Source organism: Cesiribacter andamanensis AMV16 (assembly GCF_000348925.1).
Classification (GTDB): domain Bacteria; phylum Bacteroidota; class Bacteroidia; order Cytophagales; family Cyclobacteriaceae; genus Cesiribacter; species Cesiribacter andamanensis.
On sequence record NZ_AODQ01000025.1, the window covers coordinates 1 to 16,155 of the forward strand.

The 16,155-nt window shown below is 55.4% G+C and carries 16 protein-coding genes; 7 read left to right on the top strand and 9 right to left on the bottom strand.

Features of this window, described 5'->3' with window-relative positions; translation table 11 throughout:
- A partial coding sequence (locus ADICEAN_RS06530; RefSeq protein ID WP_040396410.1) for a zinc-dependent metalloprotease occupies positions 1-1,315 on the top strand: 1,315 nt, incomplete at its 5' end.
- 138 nt (positions 1,316-1,453) lie between these two features.
- Here ADICEAN_RS06530 and ADICEAN_RS06535 read toward each other — a convergent pair.
- Entirely contained in the window at positions 1,454-1,675 is a 222-nt protein-coding gene (locus ADICEAN_RS06535; protein ID WP_009194774.1) for a CDGSH iron-sulfur domain-containing protein, read from the bottom strand.
- A gap of 260 nt (positions 1,676-1,935) precedes the next feature.
- Here ADICEAN_RS06535 and ADICEAN_RS06540 point away from each other — a divergent pair, with 260 nt between their 5' ends.
- On the top strand, positions 1,936-3,075 hold the full coding sequence (locus tag ADICEAN_RS06540) for a transporter (RefSeq protein ID WP_009194775.1): 1,140 nt from the start codon (positions 1,936-1,938) through the stop codon (positions 3,073-3,075).
- A 3-nt stretch (positions 3,076-3,078) separates the two neighbouring features.
- Here the strand turns inward: ADICEAN_RS06540 and ADICEAN_RS06545 are convergent, their stop codons facing one another.
- Positions 3,079-3,825 (bottom strand): class I SAM-dependent methyltransferase, encoded by a 747-nt coding sequence (locus ADICEAN_RS06545; protein WP_009194776.1) that lies wholly within the window; start codon positions 3,823-3,825, stop codon positions 3,079-3,081.
- Between the two features lie 118 nt (positions 3,826-3,943).
- Entirely contained in the window at positions 3,944-5,062 is a 1,119-nt protein-coding gene (locus ADICEAN_RS06550; RefSeq protein WP_009194777.1) for a DUF1573 domain-containing protein, read from the bottom strand.
- 163 nt (positions 5,063-5,225) lie between these two features.
- Here ADICEAN_RS06550 and trpS point away from each other — a divergent pair, with 163 nt between their 5' ends.
- The gene (gene trpS / locus ADICEAN_RS06555; RefSeq protein WP_040396411.1) at positions 5,226-6,197 is read left to right on the top strand and encodes a tryptophan--tRNA ligase; all 972 of its coding nucleotides are present in this window, start codon (positions 5,226-5,228) and stop codon (positions 6,195-6,197) included.
- 319 nt (positions 6,198-6,516) lie between these two features.
- Here the strand turns inward: trpS and ADICEAN_RS06560 are convergent, their stop codons facing one another.
- Together ADICEAN_RS06560 and ADICEAN_RS06565 are read right to left on the bottom strand one after the other, a co-directional pair.
- Positions 6,517-7,023 carry a hypothetical protein gene (locus ADICEAN_RS06560; RefSeq protein WP_009194779.1) on the bottom strand — a complete coding sequence of 169 codons (507 nt, stop codon included), beginning with the start codon at positions 7,021-7,023 and terminating at the stop codon, positions 6,517-6,519.
- Positions 7,024-7,089: 66 nt separating this feature from the next.
- Entirely contained in the window at positions 7,090-7,500 is a 411-nt protein-coding gene (locus ADICEAN_RS06565; RefSeq protein WP_009194780.1) for a hypothetical protein, read from the bottom strand.
- 204 nt (positions 7,501-7,704) lie between these two features.
- Here ADICEAN_RS06565 and hppD point away from each other — a divergent pair, with 204 nt between their 5' ends.
- Positions 7,705-8,799 (top strand): 4-hydroxyphenylpyruvate dioxygenase, encoded by a 1,095-nt coding sequence (gene hppD, locus ADICEAN_RS06570; RefSeq protein ID WP_009194781.1) that lies wholly within the window; start codon positions 7,705-7,707, stop codon positions 8,797-8,799.
- Between the two features lie 228 nt (positions 8,800-9,027).
- The gene (locus ADICEAN_RS06575) at positions 9,028-10,755 is read left to right on the top strand and encodes a phospho-sugar mutase (RefSeq protein WP_009194782.1); all 1,728 of its coding nucleotides are present in this window, start codon (positions 9,028-9,030) and stop codon (positions 10,753-10,755) included.
- 74 nt (positions 10,756-10,829) lie between these two features.
- Here ADICEAN_RS06575 and ADICEAN_RS06580 read toward each other — a convergent pair whose 3' ends face one another.
- The 3 genes from ADICEAN_RS06580 to ADICEAN_RS06590 all read right to left on the bottom strand — a co-directional run bounded on the left by ADICEAN_RS06580 (position 10,830) and on the right by ADICEAN_RS06590 (position 12,948).
- Positions 10,830-11,369, bottom strand: coding sequence for a DUF421 domain-containing protein (locus tag ADICEAN_RS06580; protein ID WP_009194783.1), 540 nt, complete (start codon positions 11,367-11,369; stop codon positions 10,830-10,832).
- A gap of 4 nt (positions 11,370-11,373) precedes the next feature.
- Positions 11,374-12,366, bottom strand: a complete 993-nt coding sequence (locus tag ADICEAN_RS06585) for a potassium channel family protein (protein WP_009194784.1) — start codon at positions 12,364-12,366, stop codon at positions 11,374-11,376.
- A 144-nt stretch (positions 12,367-12,510) separates the two neighbouring features.
- Complete coding sequence (locus tag ADICEAN_RS06590) at positions 12,511-12,948, bottom strand: DoxX family protein (protein ID WP_009194785.1); 438 nt, start codon at positions 12,946-12,948, stop codon at positions 12,511-12,513.
- A gap of 241 nt (positions 12,949-13,189) precedes the next feature.
- Here ADICEAN_RS06590 and ADICEAN_RS06595 point away from each other — a divergent pair, with 241 nt between their 5' ends.
- Positions 13,190-13,789, top strand: coding sequence for a DsbA family oxidoreductase (locus ADICEAN_RS06595; protein WP_009194786.1), 600 nt, complete (start codon positions 13,190-13,192; stop codon positions 13,787-13,789).
- A 118-nt stretch (positions 13,790-13,907) separates the two neighbouring features.
- Positions 13,908-14,915, top strand: a complete 1,008-nt coding sequence (locus ADICEAN_RS06600; protein WP_009194787.1) for a hypothetical protein — start codon at positions 13,908-13,910, stop codon at positions 14,913-14,915.
- Between the two features lie 121 nt (positions 14,916-15,036).
- On the opposite strand, the gene ADICEAN_RS06605 is transcribed toward ADICEAN_RS06600, so the two are convergent.
- Positions 15,037-16,068, bottom strand: coding sequence for an LIC11966 family surface protein (locus ADICEAN_RS06605; RefSeq protein ID WP_009194788.1), 1,032 nt, complete (start codon positions 16,066-16,068; stop codon positions 15,037-15,039).
- Positions 16,069-16,155: the final 87 nt, after the last annotated feature.

Here is a 16,155-nt window from a genome sequence, read left to right on the forward strand (position 1 = left end):
ATCGCTTGGCTCGCTGCGGGTGCGGCAGGATTACCTGATTGCCGAAGCCCTGCTTTCCCCCTACGGCGCGGGTTCCCAGGCACCGGCCGAGGTACAGGAACTGGCCCTGGCTCGCCTGCGGCAACTATCGGCCCATGAGATTGGCCACACGCTGGGCCTGGCCCATAACTATGCCGCAAGCAGCGAAGAGCTGGCCTCGGTGATGGACTACCCCCATCCGCGGGTAACTGTGCGCAACGGGCAAATTGATATCAGCCAGCCTTATGATGATAAAATTGCCGCCTGGGACAAAGTGGCCATTAGCTGGGGCTACCAGGACTTTCCGGAAGGGATAGATGAAAAAGAAGCGCTCGATGGCCTGATCAGCCAGGCCCTTGGCAAGGGGCTTTATTTCCTTTCCGACCAGGATGCCCGCCCTACCGGTGGCGCCCACCCCTATGCCCACCTCTGGGACAACAGCCGCGATGCCGCCGATGAGCTTAACCGCCTGATGGAGGTACGAAAAATTGCCCTCCAAAACCTGGGCCAAAACACCCTGCGGGAGGGTACCCCCATGGCCCAGCTGGAAGAAAAGCTGGTGCCGGTGTACTTTTTTCACCGCTACCAGACCGAAGCGGCCGTAAAGCTGATCGGCGGCCTCAATTACCGCTATGCCCTGAAAGGCGATGGACAGCCGGTGACCGAAAAAGTACCGGTGGCCCAGCAACAGAAAGCCCTGGAGGCCCTGCTGGCCACCCTGCGCCCGGAGGCGCTGGCCTTCCCCAAAGCCCTGCTGGACCAGATACCCCCTCAACCTTATGGCTACGCCCGCAGCCGGGAGGTGATCAGCATCCGTACCGGCCTTACGTTTGATGCGCTGGCGGCTGCCGAAGCCGCCGCCAACCAAACCGTTTCCCTGCTGCTGGACCCCGCCCGCATGAACCGCCTGCTGGAGTACCATGCCCAGGACCCCGCCCAACCATCGTTGCAGGCAGTGCTGGACCGGCTGATCGGCCAAACCCTTAAAGCCCCCGCACAGGCAGGCTATGCCGGTGAACTGCAACGGACGGTAAATTATGTGGTGCTGCACCACCTCATTAGCCAAAGCCGGGATAAGGGAGCCAGTCCGCAGACCCAGGCCCTTCTGAAACTGAAGCTAAGCCAGCTACAGCCCTGGCTGGCCAGTGCCGGCAAAGGCAAAGACGAAAGCTGGCAAGCCCATTGGGCCTTTGCAGCCGAGTTGATCAAGCACCTGGAAACCGAGGGCAAGCCCATGGAAATGCCCGGCCTGCTCAGCCCACCCCCGGGCGCCCCCATCGGCTCCTGCGCTGAGTAAGAGCTGGTATTGGAGAGGTCTATAAACCTGACAGGCCAACGCAGCGCGGTATAGAAACCGAGCCGCGTAGGACTGTCAGGTTTAGTGAAAAGCAACGAAATACAAACCAGAGACAAGCCCCGGATACGGATTCGGGGCTTATTTTTTTGGGGGAAGTGCAAAGGCTATGGCCTCATGCTCAAAATGCCCTTTATGGGAGGCATCGCAGAAGGGTTTGTTTTTTGAAAGGCCGCAGCGGCAGATGGATACCAGGCTGCGGCCGCCCAGGTCGTAAGGGGTTCCGTTTTTATCGACGATCTCAAAATCACCCTCTACTTTCAGAGAGCCGTTGCTGTTTACGGTTATTTTGGTACTTGCCATGTGCTTAAATTCTTTTAGGTACTACTGAAAAGCGCTAATGCTTGTTCAAATTCCGGCGCATCCTCCTCAGGCATTCTGGAGGTATCGCTTGCTGCAGAGCACTGAATCAATAGAAACTATTGCTATTTGTAGCTAGAATAGCTACATTTCAAGCAAGCCACTTACTCATGCAGACCCTTAAAAACACTGCAGATAGCCAGACTCCATCTGTGGAACTCCTTACTCTTCAGTAGACCTAACCCACACCCATCACTCTCCCTATGAAAAACCCTTACTTTTTATCCCTGATGGCTTCGCTCCTGCTGCTTCCCCTTATGGGAGCTGCGCAGGGCTGCGTTGCCATCCGCCATTTTTCTTCCTGCGGAGGGGGTAGCCATTCGGCCACCCTGCTGAAAGGTCAGTGGCAGGCCAGCACCAACTACCGCTACTTTAAATCCTTCCGGCATTTTCGGGGGCGGGAAGAAGAACCCGACCGGGTGGCCAATAATACGGAAGTGGTTAACTACTCCCATGCGCTGGACCTTACCCTCAACTACGGAATCAATGACCGGCTATTTGCCAGTGTAACGCTGCCCTTTGTCTACAACGACCGCTCCTCCCTCTATGAGCATGGACGCAGCGAACGACGGCTTACCTCATCCCGGGGCCTGGCCGATGCGCGGATTGGCGCAGGCTACTGGCTGCTATCTCCCCAAAAATCACCCACAGCCAACCTGGCCTTTGGTCTTGGCCTGAAGCTGCCCACCGGCAACTACCGGGCTACCGACCTCTTTTACAATGTAGGGCCCGATGGCGGGCCGGAAGAGCGTCCGGTAGACCAGTCGATCCAGCCGGGCGATGGCGGTGTAGGGCTTGCCCTCGAGCTGCAGGGATTCAGGGCAATGGGCACCCGCTTTGCGCTTTTCGGCAGCGGCTTTTACCTACTGAATCCCAGGGAGGTAAATGGCACCCGCACCTACCGGGAAACGCTAAGCCCGCTGCTGGTAAATGAATCCATTATGTCGGTACCCGACCAGTTTGCCCTGCGGGCAGGGGCCTCCTATACGCTGGGCAGCAGTGGTCTTGGGCTGCTGGGCGCCCTGCGCTATGAGGGGGTACCGGTACAGGATCTCATTGGGGGCAGCAGTGGATTTCGGCGTCCGGGCAGTGTAGTATCGGCCGAGCCGGGGCTTAGCTACATGAAGAAGAGCACCTCTATTACCCTTTCGGTACCCGTGGCCCTGCTGCGCAACCGTCCGCAAAGCATTACCGATCTGGAGATTGAGCAGGCAACCGGCCAGCCCAGAAATGGGGATGCCGCCTTTGCCGATTACCTGATAAACCTCAGTGTATCCTACCGATTTGGCAAAAAGCAGCCGGCTGCTGCTCCGGCTGATCCCTTCTTTGTGCCGGGCAATTAGCAATCAAAGCCGGGCCAGGCGCATAAAGATCGGAAAGCGCACCTCTCTGAGGGCTTGCGCTCCCCATAGGGGGCTAAGCTGCTGTACCAGTTCGGGCAGTGGATTAGCCCCTTTTTCCTGCTGGTAATTCCTGACTGCCGACCAGGTGCTCAAATACCCCTCTACCTGTGCCAGGTGCCACTGCTGGCGGATGGCAAAGGGTGGCGGCGCCTCCATCTCCGCAAAGGGAAAGGGGATACTGGTATAGGCTGCATCAATGTGGCGGCGCTCGGCATCCCAGTAAGGGCCTACTACCTGCATATAAAAATGATCCAGCAGGGCATCTATAGCGGGTCCTATCCGCAGCAGGCCATAGCCCCAGACCGCCAGCAGAGCCCCAGGCCTTGCTACCCGCTGCACTTCTGCAAAGAAGGCTACAAAATCAAACCAGTGCAGGGCCTGCGCTACAGTGATCAGGTTGAAGTGCCGGTCCGGAAAAGGGGTTTGCTCGGCCCGGCTCAGGCTATAGTGTACGTTAGGCAAGGGGGTGGCCTGCTGCAGTTGCTTTTGGCTGATGTCGGTGGCGGCAACTTCGGCAAAATGCCCGGCCAGTTGGGAGGCCACCTGCCCGTTGCCGGTGCCGCAGTCCCAGGCCCGCTCCCTCCCCTGTACCTGATTCAGCAAAAAGGCATACAGCTCGGGCGGGTACTGGGGCCTAAACTGCCGGTAGGCGGCCGACTGGCTGGAGAAGCGATCTTTTGGGGCCTGCATAGGATAAGAGGATCTGGCTCTCTAAGGTAGGGCACAAAAAAAGCCGGAACAAGAACTGTTCCGGCCGGAGGGTGCTTCCAATGTGCGTTGGTTAGCGAATCAGCAGGGGGTTACCCCCTTATTCTTTTACTTCCACCTTCAGGCTCAGGGTCTGGGTGGGGGCAGTAGGGTCGTTGGAGAAGATGGTTACCGTCTGGTACTGGTTGCCCCGGCGTCCCTCGGTATTTACACTCACCTTCAGCTTTACGCTTTCGCCGGGCTGCAGGTCTTTTTTCTCAGGCACCCCTACGGTACAGCCGCAGTTGGACTTGATATCGCGCAGGTTCAGCAGCGACTGGCCGGTATTGGTCAGGGTGAATTCGGTTTCGGCAATGTTGCCCTGGCGCACCCCGCCAAACTCATGCTTGCTGCGGTCCAGCTGCAGGCGCGGGGCCTGAGCCAGTTCCGACTCCGTCATGGGCGGAAAATACTCCTCTACGGTGGCCGATACGGTAAATACCTTGCGGTTTTCGCCCTCGGGTTCATTGGTATGGATCACCAGGTTGTCGGTAAGCCAGCCCAGCTCGCCCCGGGCGGCAGCATCATAGGTTAGCACTATATAGCCGCGGCTTTTGGCCGGCAGCGTCTGCGGCTCAAAGGCTACGCCAATGTGTGCGGGTGCCTCAGTTGCTTTTTTATTGAAGGCAAGGGGCTTATCGCCCTGGTTATAGACCTCAAATTTGCGCACCACCGGCTTTTCGTTGGTAATGCGGTTGATGTTAAAGCCACGGTATTTCATGCGCAGCCGGCCGGCCTCGGCCGGAAAATCCTCCTCGGCGGTGCGGGGCTTGGGTTTCACTACCCCCTTGATGTTGAGGATGGTCACATTGGGCTCCGAATTGGTAGAGACCGTAAGCGTTTTGTGGAACTGGCCGGGCTGGTTCAGGGGGTTGTACTCGGCTACTACAAAGCCCCGCTCGCCGGGTTTGATCTCGTCCTTGCTCCAGTCGGGCGTAGTACAGCCGCAGGAGGCCTTCACATCCAGTATTTTAACAGGCACCTCGCCCGAATTCACAAACTCAAAGCGGTAGCGTACGGCGCCGCCTTCTTCGGGCACCTCGCCAAAATCATGGGTATTGGTTTCGGCCTTAAAGCTCGTAAGGCGTTTTTCAAAGCCCTGCCGCTCTACCACCTGCTGGGCCTGCAGTACCGGGGCACTTGCCAGCCCCATGGCGATTAAAAGAATCCACTTGTTCATATCTTGCTGATACTGTTGCCTGAAATTACGCACTTCTTCACAAAGTACAAATGACAAAAATGGGGCCGAAGCAGATTCTTTTGTAAGGTATTAAGGCATTTTTTTCAAAAAAGCCCCCAAATCCCGGCACTGTTTTTTACTTTTGGGCGCTAAACATCTCTACATGGCACGCATCCTCACAGGAATTCAAAGCAGTGGTCGTCCGCACCTGGGTAATATTCTGGGGGCTATTCTGCCAGCGATTCACTTAAGCAACCAGCCCGGCAACGAATCGCTCTTCTTTATAGCCGATCTGCACTCCCTTACCACCATCAAGGAGCGGGAGCAGCGCATCGAAAATGTAAATTCCGTAGCCGCCGCCTGGCTGGCCTTTGGCTTTGATACCGACAAGAATATTCTCTACCGCCAGAGCCGCATACCCGAGGTGTGCGAGCTTACCTGGTACCTCAACTGCTATACCCCCTACCCCATGCTGGCCAATGCGCACAGCTTCAAGGACAAGCAGGACCGCCTGGCCGATGTAAATGCCGGCCTGTTTACTTACCCGGTACTCATGACGGCCGACATCATCATGTACGATGCCCAGGTGGTGCCCGTAGGCAAAGACCAGCGCCAGCATGTAGAGATCGCCCGCGACATTGCCTCCTCCTTCAACAATCGCTATGGCGATACCTTTGTGCTGCCCGAGGCCCGCATCGACGAGCAGGTAATGACCGTACCCGGTACCGACGGGCAAAAGATGAGCAAGAGCTACGGCAATACCATTGACCCCTTTCTGCCCGATAAGCAGCTGCGCAAGCAGATCATGGGCATCATTACCGACAGCACCCCCCTGGAGGACCCCAAAGATCCGGACAGCGACACCACCTTTGCCCTTTATAAATTAATGGCCAGTCCGGCCGAAGTGGACGAGATGCGCCAGAACTACCTGCGCGGTGGGTATGGATACGGACATGCCAAACAGGCGCTGTACGAGCTCATGATCAGCCGCTTTGCCGAGCAGCGCAAAGCCTATTGGTATTATATGGAAAACCCCGCCGAGCTGGAACGCAAGCTGCAGCAAGGCGAGGAAAAAGCCCGCCAGATAGGGCTATACGTACTGCAAAAAGTGCGGCAGAAGCTGGGCTTTGCCTGATCTCCCTGAACGATATCAAAACTGGATCATCCAGACGTTGCTATGAAGTTTCAGAGTATATAAAAAATCATTAGTTCGGCCCGGTGCGCCTTATCCTGAGGCAATATCAAATTAACTTCTGAAATCAGGTATGTTTCTAAGGATCTGTGGCCCACAGACCCCTCAGGAGGCTGGTCTGTAAGCCTGGCAGGCCGCACCACAGTCCTGGGAAACGTAAAACAAATTCGGTATAAGTATACCTCTTTTGATTCCCCACAATGCCAGCACAAAGAAAAGCCCTCATTAGGACCAGTTTTGTTCGTCTAAACGTAACGCACTACTACTTTAAAAGCGAAAATGAGGAAGCAATCTCTTTGAATGTATCGGAATAGCGAGGGTAATCTTTGGCCAAGGCAGAGGCAACAATAGCATAGGCCTGAGTGTCATCTACAACCATAATCACCAGCGATTCTAGCCGATACCCCTGCTCCTCACTTTGGAATATCAACCATTTTGCAGGTAAGCCAGCAAGCGTATCAGTTCCTTCCTGAAGTTGTTTATAGCCAGGAATCATATCCGGAAAAGCCTCCTTTACAAAACTCCGAAAGGCACGATCGATATCCCATCCGTACGAGTTACTGGCCAGTACCCGTACATTTTCCTGATAGGGATCCAAAAAACCACTTTTCGCTGAGATCAGTACGATTTCAGCCTTACTCACTTCAGCTCTCCAGTCTGCAGGCGCAACAACACTAAACGTAGTGTCTTTATTTGATACGACCTGACCATTCGTATCTAAAACGCAGCAAAGCAGACTCCCCAGGAGAAATATTCTTAACTTATTCATACAATAATCATGAAAAAAAGATGCCTGGCTAAACAGTCAGGCATCATCTATCAGGCAAATACTATGTCACGCTTTAGCCACCCACACATCCTCCTGCTTCTTGGGCGATATGATCAGCACAATGCGCGTGGGTTTGGGAGCCAGGGCAAGTTTGGCTCCTTTGGTAGGCAGCTCATCCACCTCTACAGGTACGCCCCCTTCTACGGGTACCCATCGGCCATCTTCGGTTGTTGCGTAGCGGTTGGCCACATAGGCAATGGGCAGCAGTACATCATTATCGGGACACAGATCATCATGCACACGGTGCAGAGCATCTTCCAGATAATCGCCCCACTGCTCCTGAAAATCATCTTCCAGATCGTGTAGTTCTTCTTCTACCTCATCGTAGCGGGTATCATCATAGGATAGGGCGGCCAGCTCGTTCTTTTTAGTTGCCAGGGCCAGCAGGCCGCTTTCCAGTTCTTGCAGATTTAGCATGTGTTGGGGTGTAGATGTAGTGCAAAATTTGCCCTTTTTTAGTCCATTTCCAACCAAGTAGGCAAAAATTGGAGGGCATGCCGAACATTCCGCCCCATTGGGTGCTTTTTCTAGGGGAGGAGCTGCCCGGCTTACCACAAAAGGTTTGCATAAGCCCCCGCGATTCCCGTATTTGCCAGCAGGAAAACAAACCATTTATTTGCTATGGAACAGGACTTTTTGCCCATAAACGGCACTGACCACATTGAATTTTGGGTGGGCAACGCCAAGCAAAGCGCCATGTACTACATGGCTGCGCTGGGATTTGAGCTGGTGGCGTATGCCGGGCCCGAAACCGGACAGCGCGATCGCGCCTCGTATGTACTGCAGCAAAACAAGCTGCGCTTTGTGCTTACCTCTTCCCTGCTGCCCGATACCGACATAGCCCGCCACGTGTACCAGCACGGCGATGGGGTGAAGGTGCTGGCCCTCTGGGTAGATGATGCCGCCAAAAGCTACCACGAGACCATGAGCCGCGGCGCAGAATCGGCCCTGGAGCCGCAAACCCTGAGGGACGATTCCGGTGAGCTGGTGGTGGCGGCCATCAAGACCTATGGCGATACCATTCACAAATTTGTGGAACGCAGGAATTACCGGGGTCCCTTTATGCCAGGCTATATTGCCAAAACGAGTGCCTTCCCCGTTACCCCCATCGGCCTGAAATACGTAGACCACTGCGTGGGCAATGTGGAGCTGGGCCAGATGAACAAGTGGGTGAAGTTTTATGAGGATGTGATGGGCTTTAAGCTGCTCATTACCTTTGACGATAAGGACATCAGCACCAAATACACCGCCCTGATGAGCAAGGTGGTGAGCAATGGCAATGGCTATGTAAAATTCCCGATCAACGAGCCGGCCGCCGGCATCAAAAAATCGCAGATCGAAGAATACATTGAATTCTACAAAGGCGCCGGCGTGCAGCACATTGCCATTGCCACCGACAACATTCTGGAAACGGTTGCCGAAATGCGCCGCCGCGGGGTAGAGTTCCTCTACGTGCCCGAAACGTATTATGAGGACCTGCTGGAGCGTGTGGGCAGCATTGAGGAAGACCTGGAGCCGCTCAAAAAGCAAAACATTCTGGTAGACCGTGATGAAGAAGGCTACCTGCTGCAGATCTTCACCAAACCCATCCAGGACCGGCCCACCGTTTTCTTCGAGATCATTCAGCGCAAAGGCGCCAAGAGCTTTGGCAAAGGCAACTTTAAAGCGCTGTTCGAAGCCATAGAGCGGGAGCAGGAATTGCGGGGGAATTTATAGGAGGTTTGGGGTATGAGATATGGGGTATGGGCTTCTGCAGTGGGAGCTTTCTGAAGTTGCAGGAAATTTCCAGCAGCATAAGAAGTTTAATGCTTTGTCGATATTAATATTGTTAAGCCTGGCAAAAGCCAGAGAAGTCGTTCTTTCCTAAAAAATTTCCACCGCAGAAGCCCATATCTCATACCCCATACCTCATACCCCATACCCAAAACCGATACTTTTTTAACCATGGAAATAAAAGAAAAAGCAAAAAAATGGCTCAACAGCCCGGCTGTTGATGCAGACACCAAGCAGCAGATCCAGCAGTGGCTGGACACCAACAACGAGGCCGAGCTGACCGAAGCCTTTTACAAAGACCTGGAGTTTGGCACCGGCGGCCTGCGCGGCATTATGGGCGTAGGTTCCAACCGCATGAACAAGTACACCCTGGGCCTGGCCACCCAGGGACTGGCCAATTACCTGAAAAAGTGCTATCCGAATCAGCCCATAAAAGTGGCCATTGCCCACGACAGCCGCAATAACAGCCGCTTTTTTGCCGAAACCACCGCTGATATCTTTTCGGCCAACGGCATACAGGTGTACCTCTTTGAAGAGCTGCGCCCTACCCCCCTGCTGAGCTTTGCCATCCGCTACCTGGGCTGCCAGAGCGGGGTGGTGCTTACCGCATCACACAACCCCAAGGAATACAACGGCTACAAGGCCTACTGGAGCGATGGCGCCCAGCTGGTGCCCCCGCACGACAAAAATGTGATCCTGGAGGTGAATAAACTGACCGATATCAGCGAAGTTAACTTTCAGAAGAATCCCCAGTACATCAGCCTTATTGGCAAGGAGGTGGATGAGGCCTACATGCGGGAAGTGCTGAAGCTGAGCGTTTCGCCGGAGGCCATCCGGGCCCAGAGCGATCTGAAGATTGTGTTTACCCCCATACATGGCACGGGCATTACTCTTGTTCCCGAGGTGCTGCGCCGCATGGGCTTTGGCCAGGTGCATGTGGTACAGGAGCAGGCCGAGCCAAACGGTAACTTCCCCACCGTGGAATACCCCAATCCCGAGGAGGCCGAAGCCCTGAGCCTGGGGCTGAAAAAAGCCCGGGAGCTGGATGCCGACCTGCTGATGGGCACCGACCCCGATGCCGACCGTGTGGGCATTGCCATTAAAAACAAAGCCGGTGAGTGGCAGCTGCTGAACGGCAACCAGACCGGCGCCCTGCTGCTTTATTACCTGCTGGAAGCCTGGAAAGAGAAAGGCAAGCTCAACGGCCGGCAATATATCGTTAAAACCATTGTAACCACCGACCTGATCGACCGCATGGCCGAGCACTATGGGGTAGACTGCTACAATACCCTTACCGGCTTCAAGTACATTGCCGGGGTACTGCGGGAGCTGGAGGGCAAACAGGAATTTATAGCCGGCGGCGAAGAAAGCTACGGCTACCTCATCTCCGATTTTGTGCGGGATAAGGATGCGGTAGCTTCCTGCGCCATGATTGCCGAAATGGCTGCCTGGGCCCGCCACAACGGCAAGGGCCTGTGGGAACTGCTGCAGGAGATGTACCAGCGCTTTGGCTACTACCAGGAGATTCTGATCTCGGTGACCAAACCCGGTAAGAGCGGGGCCGAAGAAATCCAGAAAATGATGCAGGAGCTGCGCCAGGATCCGCCGCTGCAGATTGCCGGCAGCCCCCTGAAGCAGCTGATGGACTACGAGCTGGGCGTTTGCCGCCATCCGCAGGAGAACCGGGAAGATCCCCTGGATTTTCCCCGCTCCAATGTGCTGCAGTTCCTGACCGAAGATGGCAGCAAGATCAGTGCCCGTCCCTCCGGCACCGAGCCCAAGATCAAGTTCTACGTCAGCGTAAATACCCCGGTGCAGCCCGGCGAAAGCCCCTCTGCCACCCAGGAGCGCCTGCAGGATAAGGTGCGCCAGATTGTGGAAGATATGAAACTGAAGTGAGAGGTTAGAAGCTAGACGTTAGATGTTAGATGTTAGAAAGCCGCGGAAAACCTCTTCCTGCGGCTTTTTTTTAGTTAGCGTTTTTCCGGGAACTGACGGTCTACCAGGGGCTGGTAGGCTGATTGGTCGCTACGGTCCGAGCGCTGAATAACGGAGACGGAGCCGTCTGTTTCCAGCACAATGGCTTCTACTTCTTCCAGGCTGCTGAGCTTGTTCTGGCGCACGGCACTCAGCAGGGCATCTTTGCGCACCCGCTGTTCCTGCATGGCTTTTTCCATAAACCGCCCCCTGTAAAACAGCAGGGTGGGCTGAGCGGTAATGAGTTGATGAAACCAGTTTTTGGATTCCAGCCGGGAGAGCATCATCTGCAGCACCGCCAGCAGCGCAAAGGTGGTGATGGCCTCGGCCAGCGATACCTGTTTGGCCGTAAGAATGCGGCCATAGGCAGAGCCCAGGGCTACCGTTACCACAAAATCAAAGGCATTCATGCTGGCCAGGGTGCGCTTGCCCGACAGGCGCAAAATGGCAATGATGGATACATAGGTAAGAGATCCTACCACCACAATGCGCAGCAGCGGCGCCCAGCCCGACCAGAAAAAAGCAATATCATCCATAGTGTTAAAGGGTTGATGGCCACCGCCAGGCGGCATTTTGGGTTACGCCCAGCATTAGTTTTCGCCGGTCTTCCCACTTCCTGAACCGGCCTTCAAATTCTTCCCTGGAGCAAAGGGGCAGGCCGGCCTCCCGGAGTGCGTGCCAGTTGGGCAGAGGGGGTACTTCCCGGGCTGCATGAATGTGGGCCGCCCTGAGTGTTTTCAAATAGCTGCCAATGGAAGAGCGGCAGCCCATCAGCAGCGTACGGGCTGGCCGGTATTCTTCCGCTACACAGTCGCCAATGATGATGAGGGCATCATCCAGCACCGGCAGGGCTATGGCAATGGATTTTTCCGAATGCTGGGCATGGTAGTAGTGCAGAATAGGATAGGCCAGGTGCTGTTCGTTGAGCGTATCCAGCTGGCCCGAAAGAGCATTAAGCTGCAACTCAATAGCGCCAAAATCAGTGCCCGTCCACTGCTGCTTTACATATGCATCGGCTTCGGTGGCAATGCTGGTGATCTGGCTTGAAAAGGAACGTTTGGTGACTACTGCCGAAACAATCTGGAAGATGTAGGTGATGGAGAGCGTAACCATGCCCATGCCACTGAAGCCCACAAAGCTGCTTACCAGCTGCCAGCCACTCCCCTGTGGCAGGTAGTCGCCATTGCCTATGGTAAACATGCAGTAGGCCACATACCAGGCCCTGCCCCAGAAATCGGGGATCTCTCCCTTGGAGCTCATCAGGGAGCCCTGCTCAGCGGCAAAGATCAGCGTCCAGCCCAGCCAGATAAACAGGATCCAGGAAACTACGGTGACGATGAGCACCAGGGGGCCCGCCAGGCTAAGGGCTTTGTGCCGGTGGCGGAAGAGGTGCTTCCAAGCCTGCCAGATCCCTGAGGTGATTCGGCCCGTAACCGGAGCCGAGTTGCCATCAATCCAGAGCGTAGTCCAGAGCCCTTCCAGGATGGCCCAGCTTGTGAGTATAATTCCTGCCAGCAGCAGTATCCAGTTCATAGATGCGCAATAGGGTTCCCCTTACTGAACCAGCCAGCCGGCGCATTGTTATCGGCTGGCCTCCCTGCAGCTGCCATACAAAAGCCACCAACCGGCGGGTCAGTGGCTCATGTTAGGAAACAAAGCGGGCAGTGGCGGGGCCGTTCAGCGTTCCTGATGCGTACGCATCCAGTGATCTACCGAAAAGGGCCCGGAGCCCCAGAAGAAGAAAAACACCAGCAGCGCCAGTACGGCAATGGACAGCAGCAGCTCGCCATTGCTGGTGAAATACCCCCGGTGAACGTTTACCAGAAAGATGGCCCCCAGCAGAATGGGAATCTGGAAAAGGATGGCCACCCGGGTCTTCAGTCCCAGGATAATAAGAATACCCCCTACCAGGTGGGCAAACGCCACATAATGCGCTACCGCCATAGTGGCCCAGGGCCAGCCGCTGCTTTGCATCAGCTCTACCAGCGAACTGGTGTCGGCAATAAAGATGATGCCTTTGATCAGGATAATAAGGCCCAGGGCAATGCGCAGGGTATCGAGCCAGGCCGGGTGATGGGTTTCGCCATAGGCTTCCAATTTTTGGATCATATTCATAGGCTAAAAAGTTAGTTTCAAATAAGATACACATTCTTTCCCATTCTATCAACCCACTATTTCCCCAATACCCCTTGCAGCAAACCTGCAAATGCCCTCCGGCGATGCCCCCCTCCTCTCCAGCAAAACCTTTCGCCAGCCCGTCCACTTATATACAGGTACACCCCTTACAGCTACAGAACCCGCATAACCTCATACCCCATACCTCACCAATACCCCATACCTCCTACCTCACACCCCTATGGCCCATATTACCATCTATTCAGACTACGTTTGCCCCTTTTGCTACCTGGCCGAGCAGATCCTGGAAGAGGTGCGCCGGGAGCTGCCCCAGCTGAACATTACCGTCCACTGGAAAGCATTTGAGCTACGGCCCTATCCCACCCCTACCCTGCGCCCCGAAGATGAGTACCTGCCCCGCATCTGGGAGCAGGCCGTTTACCCCATGGCCCGGCAGCTGGGGGTAACTATCCGCCTGCCGAGCATCTCTCCGCAACCCCATACCCACCTGGCCTTTGAGGGCTTTCAGTATGCCCGGGAGCAGGGCAAAGGCGAGGCTTATACCCTGCGCATGTTTGAGGCCTTCTTTAAAGAAGATGAGGACATTGGTGATATTGACATCCTGACCCGGCTGGCAGGCGGGCTGGGGCTGGATGGGGCCGCTTATCGCCAGGCACTGGAAGAGCGCCGCTACCGGGAAGCGCATCAGCAGGAGCTGGAAAGCTCCTACCGGCTGGGCATCCGGGCAGTGCCTACCTTTCAGATCGGCGGGGACCTCTACCAGGGGGTATTGCCAAAGGAACAGCTCAAAAAGATCATCCGGGCCTCGGTTACGGCCTGAGGGGGGGGGAGAAAATCCTACAAGGATTTTGGAACCTTGGAGGAATGACCAGCTTTCAACAGTAGGCAGCAAGCGGCTTTTGCTCTATCTTTATAGATCGCATGATGATACCCCCTCTATGGCTGCTTTCTTCAAAAAAGTACTGCTTCTGGCAATCGCTTTCCTGCTGCTGGCAGGGGCGCTTTACCTTATCCCTCTTCCCCCTGCACTTATGGCCGGTAGGGTAGCGGCGCAGGCAGACTATTTTTTTGAGGATGAAGAACGCTGGCTGCGGGAGCATTCCTTTCTGGAGGCAGCCTGGGTAAAAGTGCTGGAGCTAAAGCTGCGGCACGATCTTAAAAAGAGCCTGGAGCAGCAATTCGCTCTCTCGGCAGACCAGCCCGCCCACAGCATTGCAGCCGCTACTCAGGGGGTACAGGAGCGCTACCTCACCCAGCTGCAGGCCGAAGTGCCCATTATCTCCACCTCTACCCTGGCCTCCTTTGTGCGGGGCTATGGCTATTGCGACCAGCTCAATGGTTTTCTGGCCTTTCTGCTGGCCGATAAGCTGGAGCGGGTACAGCTGGTGGGCATTACAGCACCCGGCAAAGGGGGGCATACGGTAATCCGGACAGAATCCGCACTGGGCACGGTATGGGTAGATGCCTTTTTCTGTCAGGCTACCTTTGGGTTTGAAGATGAGCTAAGCCCCGAAGGAAAAGCCCATATCCCGCTTTATTCTGCCGCAGCGGGCCAGCTTTTTCCGGCCGGCGCCTACCAGCAGGGCATCCCCTTTAATGAGTATGGCCTTGGCTATACGCTCAAAAAGGGGGCCAACCGCCTGAGCAGCTTCTTTAAACAAAAAACGGTTGATCCGCAGCAGGGGGTGGTCTCTGCCGTACAGGGGGTGGCCATGGCCCAAAACCCCGGCACCCAGCAGGCGATGCGCCAGGCGCTGGAACAGGAGCTGCTGGTGCACAAAAAGCTGTTTTTGGAAGCACGGATGCTGCACCTCTACGGATTGCAGGAGGAAGCCCTTATTCGATACGAATTGCTGCAGCTCGGAACCCCCCAGGGCCCCCTTGCCCGCTATGCTGCCCAGTTTGCCAGCAGACTATCCGGCAAGGCTGAGGACCTCTGCCCCTAAGCAAACGCATTGCACCCCTATCGCTCGCTCTTAAAAAGCAAAAACCCCAGGGCGAATATGTCCTGGGGTTTGAAACTAGCTGCACTAGGAGCTGCAATCCGGACAGGACCGTTACCGCGCACTACTTAGCCACATGCTTGGCCAGGAAGGCATCTACGGTTTTGGTCCACTGGTCCAGCTGCTGACTGCGGGACTTGTTTAGCTGGTCCAGACTGCCATTGAACTGGGCAATAGCCGCATTGTATTCCTTTACGGCGGCATTGTACTGGTCTACATCTTCTTTGGTGCGGTCGGCAGGCCGTTTGGCCTCCATCGCCTTGTTGAGCTGCTCAAACTTTTCCTTGATCAGCAGAAATTCTACCCATTTGCTGACCATTTCGGCTTCGCGGCGGTAGAAGTTCTGCATTTGCAGGTTGGCCTGCTTTAGGGTAAGGTCGCTTTTGTAGCGAGGCAGGGTATCCAGCTTGCTGAGGCCCTCATCGGCATATTTAAGCAGGGTGGTGCGGTTTTGCTCCAGCGCCCCAATATCCCCCTTCTCCAGAGCAGCCATCAGATACGCTTCCTGCTTGTAGGTCTTGAAGAAGATCAGGTAATGGCGGTTGTAATACTCAAATACCGATCCGGCCCGCTCCAGCTTGGCGCCCAGCTTGCTCTGCCCCTCTACCAGCTGCACCCCGTGCTGTTGGGCAAAGAGGCGCTGCTGCTCATTTACCCGCTCGGCGGCCCCATCCAGCTTGCGATTGGCCAGTTCCTTGGCCAGCATGTAGGCTTCCATCAGGTCATAGGATTGCTCGGCGATCTCTTCCATATCCACAATCTTGGCGTAATCTTCATTGATCACCTTATAGCTCAGGGCAAAATAAGCGGCTACGGAATCGCGCAGGCTGGGGTCTTTCTGAAAGGCCGGCAGCTTGCGTACCCTGCTTTGGGATTCCTTGATGGTGGCCAGCAGATCTTTGCGCAGGTTTTCGATCTTTTTGGCCCGCTTGCCATGCGCTACAGCCGAAATGTAGCGCCACATGTCTTTGTTCATGGCCTGGTATTCCTGGCCAATGGCCGAGAGGTAGCCAACCGGCTGCTCGAGGTTTTGCGCCCATGCACTCAGGGATAAACTGAGCAGGAGCAGCAGGAGGAGTGGGAAACGTTTTAGCATAGGTGTATTGGTTGGATGTGGAGTAGCGCGTATCGAGTTGGTAGGATGCAGAATGTAGTATGCGTTTTCTTTATAAACCAGGCTGTT

What these genes read in the sequence shown, in the direction of transcription:
- ADICEAN_RS06575 (WP_009194782.1), top strand. Translation starts at nt 9,028, where the DNA reads ATGGAAATAAAAGAAAAAGCAAAAAAATGGCTCAACAGCCCGGCTGTT.
- ADICEAN_RS06595 (WP_009194786.1), top strand. Translation starts at nt 13,190, where the DNA reads ATGGCCCATATTACCATCTATTCAGACTACGTTTGCCCCTTTTGCTAC.
- ADICEAN_RS06540 (WP_009194775.1), top strand. Translation starts at nt 1,936, where the DNA reads ATGAAAAACCCTTACTTTTTATCCCTGATGGCTTCGCTCCTGCTGCTT.
- ADICEAN_RS06600 (WP_009194787.1), top strand. Translation starts at nt 13,908, where the DNA reads ATGGCTGCTTTCTTCAAAAAAGTACTGCTTCTGGCAATCGCTTTCCTG.
- ADICEAN_RS06580 (WP_009194783.1), bottom strand. Translation starts at nt 11,369, where the DNA reads ATGGATGATATTGCTTTTTTCTGGTCGGGCTGGGCGCCGCTGCTGCGC.
- ADICEAN_RS06565 (WP_009194780.1), bottom strand. Translation starts at nt 7,500, where the DNA reads ATGCTAAATCTGCAAGAACTGGAAAGCGGCCTGCTGGCCCTGGCAACT.
- ADICEAN_RS06585 (WP_009194784.1), bottom strand. Translation starts at nt 12,366, where the DNA reads ATGAACTGGATACTGCTGCTGGCAGGAATTATACTCACAAGCTGGGCC.
- ADICEAN_RS06550 (WP_009194777.1), bottom strand. Translation starts at nt 5,062, where the DNA reads ATGAACAAGTGGATTCTTTTAATCGCCATGGGGCTGGCAAGTGCCCCG.
- ADICEAN_RS06560 (WP_009194779.1), bottom strand. Translation starts at nt 7,023, where the DNA reads ATGAATAAGTTAAGAATATTTCTCCTGGGGAGTCTGCTTTGCTGCGTT.
- ADICEAN_RS06545 (WP_009194776.1), bottom strand. Translation starts at nt 3,825, where the DNA reads ATGCAGGCCCCAAAAGATCGCTTCTCCAGCCAGTCGGCCGCCTACCGG.
- hppD (WP_009194781.1), top strand. Translation starts at nt 7,705, where the DNA reads ATGGAACAGGACTTTTTGCCCATAAACGGCACTGACCACATTGAATTT.
- ADICEAN_RS06535 (WP_009194774.1), bottom strand. Translation starts at nt 1,675, where the DNA reads ATGGCAAGTACCAAAATAACCGTAAACAGCAACGGCTCTCTGAAAGTA.
- trpS (WP_040396411.1), top strand. Translation starts at nt 5,226, where the DNA reads ATGGCACGCATCCTCACAGGAATTCAAAGCAGTGGTCGTCCGCACCTG.
- ADICEAN_RS06605 (WP_009194788.1), bottom strand. Translation starts at nt 16,068, where the DNA reads ATGCTAAAACGTTTCCCACTCCTCCTGCTGCTCCTGCTCAGTTTATCC.
- ADICEAN_RS06590 (WP_009194785.1), bottom strand. Translation starts at nt 12,948, where the DNA reads ATGAATATGATCCAAAAATTGGAAGCCTATGGCGAAACCCATCACCCG.